Origin of the sequence: Nocardia sp. NPDC050630, from assembly GCF_044457245.1 — a bacterium.
In the GTDB taxonomy this organism is placed as follows: Bacteria; Actinomycetota; Actinomycetes; order Mycobacteriales; family Mycobacteriaceae; genus Nocardia.
The window spans coordinates 1-4,513 of record NZ_JBITGN010000059.1 but is presented as its reverse complement, the minus strand read 5'-3'; the positions used below and the strand labels follow the sequence as shown (position 1 = coordinate 4,513).

Below are 4,513 nucleotides of genomic sequence, written 5' to 3'. Positions count from 1 at the left end.
CACTCCCGCCGAGGCCCTCGACTGCGCCTGCGGCCTCTACCTCAACGACCCGACCGCCTGGCAACCCCCGACGAACTAACGGTCGCACCCACTAGCGGTACTCACTCAGCAGCCTGAGATCGACTTTCACCTGCTCGGCCGTATACGCCACCGCGACAGACGGTAGCTCCTCCGGCCGGTCAGTAAATCGGGCCTCGATCTCGAAGAACTTCAGCAACAGACCGAACCCGAGACGAGTCGCACCGGTCTTGTTCCCCACCCGCCGCCAGTCATCCCCGACCAGCGTCCACGACCCGATCAAATCCTCGGTTGACCACTCCTGACGCACGCCCGGCAACAGTAGGCGAGTCGGCCTGCGCGTGAAGCTACTTTGCGGCTCGGGCCAGCTTCAGGATTCCTACAACGAATGGCGCTTCACTGCGAAGAAGGACGGAGAGCCGATCGAGACGCATGGTGTCGACTACTACCGCTTCAAAGACGGCCTGATTGTGGAGAAGAACTCGTTCCGCAAGTTCCTCTTCTGAGCTCGACCATCACGAGCGCAATATCCTGCGAGGTCGCCGACGCCGCAGGATATTGCGCGAGAATTGGCCGCGAGAACGCGTCAATCACGAACGCCGCAGACACCTACCCCGACCCCCGTCGAACCATTAGGTGAAGTCGGCGACTAGGAGCCGGTTCGGTGCCGGGACCCGGAACTGTCGATCCACGAGAACGTTATGTCCACGATGCGTGACGGTGCTCGCGGTAGCGAACTGCTCGGATCTGCTTGGTCGGGTAGCGGGAGTCCATTGCTGAACCCCCGCCCGCTAGCCTGTGTCTTGAAAGTGCATGCAGCTGTCTTTCGCCGAGCCTGGTGTGCGTGTTGGTGTGTCGATGATATGAACGTGGCGAGGTCTCCGGTAAGTGGTTCAACGACCAAGTAGAACTGCACACCGGAGACCTCGTGGCCAGCGTAGCGGCAGCGCGGCGCGCGGACCTGACCGACGCCCAATGGGCGCGGCTGGAACTGTTGCTACCCCGCGGTAAGAAGGCGGGCCGCCCGCCGAAATGGAGCAAACGGCAGCTCATCGACGGGATCCGATGGCGGTCCCGGTGCGGGACACCCTGGCGGGACGTGCCCGAACGCTACGGACACGGGCAGACGATCTACGGGCTGTTCCGCCGCTGGCAATCGCGCGGGAGTGTGGGCGTTGATCTGGAATATGCTGCAGGCCTTCGCCGACGCGGCTGGCCATCACCTGGCAGGTCAGCGTGGACTCCACTGTCGCGCGGGCACACCGGCATGCGGCCGGAGCCCGCCACGACGGCCACGCCCAGGTCGAGCCGCCTGGTGGCGTCGACACCGAGCCCGCCCGATCACGGGCTGGGACGTTCCCGTGGCGGGTGGACCACCAAGACCCACCTGTCCTGCGAACAGGGGCCGCAAGGTCCTGTCGATCGTGATCACCGCCGGACAGCGTGCCGACTGTCCGCAGTTCACCACGGTTCTCGATGCGATCTCGGTGCCCCGCCTCGGTGCCGGGCGACCACGTACCCGCCCCGGACAAGTGCTTGCCGACAAGGCATACAGCTCCCGCGCGAACCGCGCCTACCTGCGCCGACGTGCGATCAAGGCGATCATCCCAATCAAGGCGGACCAGGCCGCGAACCGGAAGAAGAATGGTTCTGCCGGCGGGCGTCCACCAGCGTTCGATCCCGAGGACTACAAGCTGCGCCACGCCGTGGAGTGCGGTATCGGGCAGCTGAAGGAATATCGTGCCGTGGCAACCAGGTACGGCAAACTCGCCGTCCGCTACCAGGCCACCGTTCAGATCGCCGCCATCGACCAATGGCTCCGACACTGGTGAAGCCGGGTCAATGCCAGGCCTCACCTACCATTCACGGGCAGTGCGGTGTGGCCGGTCGCCGCAGTGGATTAGGGGGACTCGGCTGCGATTTCGCTGGGAGCGTAGTCATTGTCCGGGTTGTATGCCCGTAGTCCCGCCGAGGTGAGGATGCCGATGATCGCGCTCTGCATGTTGCGGTCGATCTCCAAGTGGTGACGTATCGCCTGCTTCGCGGCCGGAGTTTCCGCCAGTCTCAGCCTCTCGGCGGCGTCGACCGCCGTAATGTCGAGTTCGCTGTCGGGGTCGAGACCGAACCCGGCGCGCACCAGTCGCTGGTCGGGCCGCCATTCCACCGAGATGCCACCACCTTCGGTGGCGTGCAGTTTGTCGAATGTGACAGCCGCCCCGACCATGTCCCAGGTCTCGTGTGACGCGATGTAGGCGGGAAGCCCGGCGAACTGCAGCTGCGCCACGACGCGGTCGGCTAACTCCGCTCGTTCGGCCATGTCCTGCGAGGACGCCATGCGATGGCCACCCCAGTACTCAGCGGAGTCGGGCATCGCTCAACACCAATCCATAAGGTCCAACAGCATCCACCTACACCGATCACACTACTTCGCCGGGCGATTCAGTCCCCCCGAGTACATCACGAGCGAGGGCTGGGCATACAGAGTCTGAGGTGCCACCCTCACCGACTTTGAAAACACGGACTAGTAACTACCGGTAGAGGTTGAGCCGGATTCGTTGCGCTGCATCTCCTTCTCGGGAGTGTTCGGATTCTGGTTCTGGTCCAGGAGCTACCGAGGAGAATGTTGTGTCCCATGGCAGGGCGCTTTCGCGTGGTGATCGTCGCAGGAATGAGCGGTTGGCCCGGTGGCGGTCGATCGTGCGCAGAGACTTCGCCGTGGTGGCAGTCGATCTGGCGTCGGCGAAACAGGCGGCGGTGGTCACCGATCACGATTCGATGGTGCTGGGGCGGCGCATGTTCACCGGCGACGCGTGGGTCATCGACGACATCCTGGACTGGGCAGAACCGATCGCGGCGAAAGCCGGTTACGCGGGTGTTGTGCTGGGATGCGAGCCAACCGGGCATCGCTGGAAGCCGCTGCTCGACAGGTCCCGCGCCCGGGGACTGGAGTTGGTCTGTGTGAACCCGATGCTGGTGCACCGCGGCCGGGAGGAAGAGGACTTCACTCGGGACCGGTCGGACTTCAAGGACGCCACGATCATCGCCAAACGCGTCGCGCAGCTGCGCTGCTATGTGCCCTGTGTGCTGGAGGGGCGTTGGTGCCGCTTGCGACCTCTGGGTGCCCGCCGTGCTGACCAGCTCGTTGCTGCCGGATCGGCCCGGCAACGATTGCGGGATCTTCTCGAATGTGCCTGGCCCGCATTGCTTTCGCCAGCGAGTAACCCTCTGGATGCGCTGACGTGGCGGGCGGGAATGGCCGTGTCCACCGATCCCGGCCGGATCGTGGTGATGGGCGATGGCGCGTTCGCCGACGCGGTGCGCGAGCAACTGCCTCGCTGGGGCGCCACTCGCCGCAACCTGCGTATTCTGCGCGCGATCTTCGACGCCGCGCTCCCACCGGGCGGCGTCGAGACCGAGCGGGCCGCGGCCTGCGAACGCGCCGCTTACGCGCTCGCCGACTGGCATCACGCCGTTGGCCAGATCACCGATGTCGAATACCGGATGGTCGAGGTCCTCGACGCCCTGCAACTGTCCGCGCTGGTCACCACCATCATCGGGCTGTCGGTCGTCGGTGCGGCCGCGATCCTCGCCGAGACCGGCGACCCCGCTCGATACGACTGCGCCCGCACCTGGGCCAAACACGCTGGATTGTGTCTGGCCGTAAGTACGAATTTTGCCACCACTTATCGGTGAATTGTCCGGTGCCTGTGAATGTGAGCCATGCGTAGTGCCGTGACCTGCATGGCTCAGTTTCGGTGGCAAACCTTCGATGGTGAAATTGTCACTGAAAATGAGCCAACTTGGCTGGCGGACGGCTGGGGCCGGGACCGCGGACTTCGGCGATGTAGTGCCGGAGGGCGCTGTAGGAAACGTCCGCATGGTGTTGATCGAGGAGTTGCTCCCAGACGAACTGAATCGTCGCCTCGGGGGTCGTTTCGAGGATGGCCTCGACGTGAGGAACGAACTCCTGCAAGCTTGTTCGATCCCGGCGGTATTTCTTGCGCGGGGGCGGCGTGGTCGAAGCGAGCGCAGCACGGACGGTTCGATATCCGACGTTGTGCTTGCGTTGGATCGCCCGCCCCGAAAGCCCCTTGTCAGCGTCGCGACGGATGATGACGTAGATGGCGTGCTTGATGGTCTCGTTGCGCTGCTTGGCTTCTCGCTGCGCCTGCGTGGTGCCTTGGCGTTTCGGGCGGCGGCGGTGGGCCAGTTCGGGGAACATGCGCAGGATTATTGGGGTCGTGCGACCGGAAACTGCGGCGAGTTTCGCGGGCTCGATGCAGCCGGTTCCTTGCCGCCCTGGCGTGACGTGGCGGCGAAGATAGCTGGGGCGTAGGTGATTTGCAGTGGCCAGCCGGATCACGAACGACTCGGCGGTTTCGTTGGGGAGTGGTCGTGACCGGTCCCCGATGACGGGACCACCCGGTCTTTGAGTCCGGGTTGTTTTCGATCCAGTTTCAGTTGATGTCGCAGGCCACGGGGTGGTGGGTGTGGC

At 64.5% G+C, this 4,513-nt stretch carries 5 protein-coding genes and 1 pseudogene; 3 read left to right on the top strand and 3 right to left on the bottom strand.

The window, feature by feature from the left end; genetic code table 11:
* Window positions 1-91 precede the first annotated feature (91 nt).
* Window positions 92-328: a DUF4158 domain-containing protein gene (locus ACIBG0_RS42115; protein WP_397041251.1), complete on the bottom strand. Its 237-nt coding sequence runs from the start codon at window positions 326-328 to the stop codon at window positions 92-94.
* Window positions 329-359: 31 nt separating this feature from the next.
* Here ACIBG0_RS42115 and ACIBG0_RS42110 point away from each other — a divergent pair, with 31 nt between their 5' ends.
* Together ACIBG0_RS42110 and ACIBG0_RS42105 are read left to right on the top strand one after the other, a co-directional pair.
* A complete protein-coding gene (locus ACIBG0_RS42110; protein WP_397041249.1) occupies window positions 360-524 on the top strand; it encodes a hypothetical protein in 165 nt (54 codons plus the stop codon).
* 422 nt (window positions 525-946) lie between these two features.
* A pseudogene (locus ACIBG0_RS42105) lies at window positions 947-1,850 on the top strand (IS5 family transposase).
* Between the two features lie 68 nt (window positions 1,851-1,918).
* Here ACIBG0_RS42105 and ACIBG0_RS42100 read toward each other — a convergent pair.
* The gene (locus tag ACIBG0_RS42100) at window positions 1,919-2,389 is read right to left on the bottom strand and encodes a hypothetical protein (RefSeq protein WP_397041247.1); all 471 of its coding nucleotides are present in this window, start codon (window positions 2,387-2,389) and stop codon (window positions 1,919-1,921) included.
* Between the two features lie 326 nt (window positions 2,390-2,715).
* Here ACIBG0_RS42100 and ACIBG0_RS42095 point away from each other — a divergent pair, with 326 nt between their 5' ends.
* Complete coding sequence (locus tag ACIBG0_RS42095; RefSeq protein WP_397041245.1) at window positions 2,716-3,711, top strand: transposase; 996 nt, start codon at window positions 2,716-2,718, stop codon at window positions 3,709-3,711.
* A gap of 88 nt (window positions 3,712-3,799) precedes the next feature.
* On the opposite strand, the gene ACIBG0_RS42090 is transcribed toward ACIBG0_RS42095, so the two are convergent.
* Complete coding sequence (locus ACIBG0_RS42090) at window positions 3,800-4,240, bottom strand: hypothetical protein (protein ID WP_397041243.1); 441 nt, start codon at window positions 4,238-4,240, stop codon at window positions 3,800-3,802.
* Window positions 4,241-4,513 lie beyond the last annotated feature (273 nt).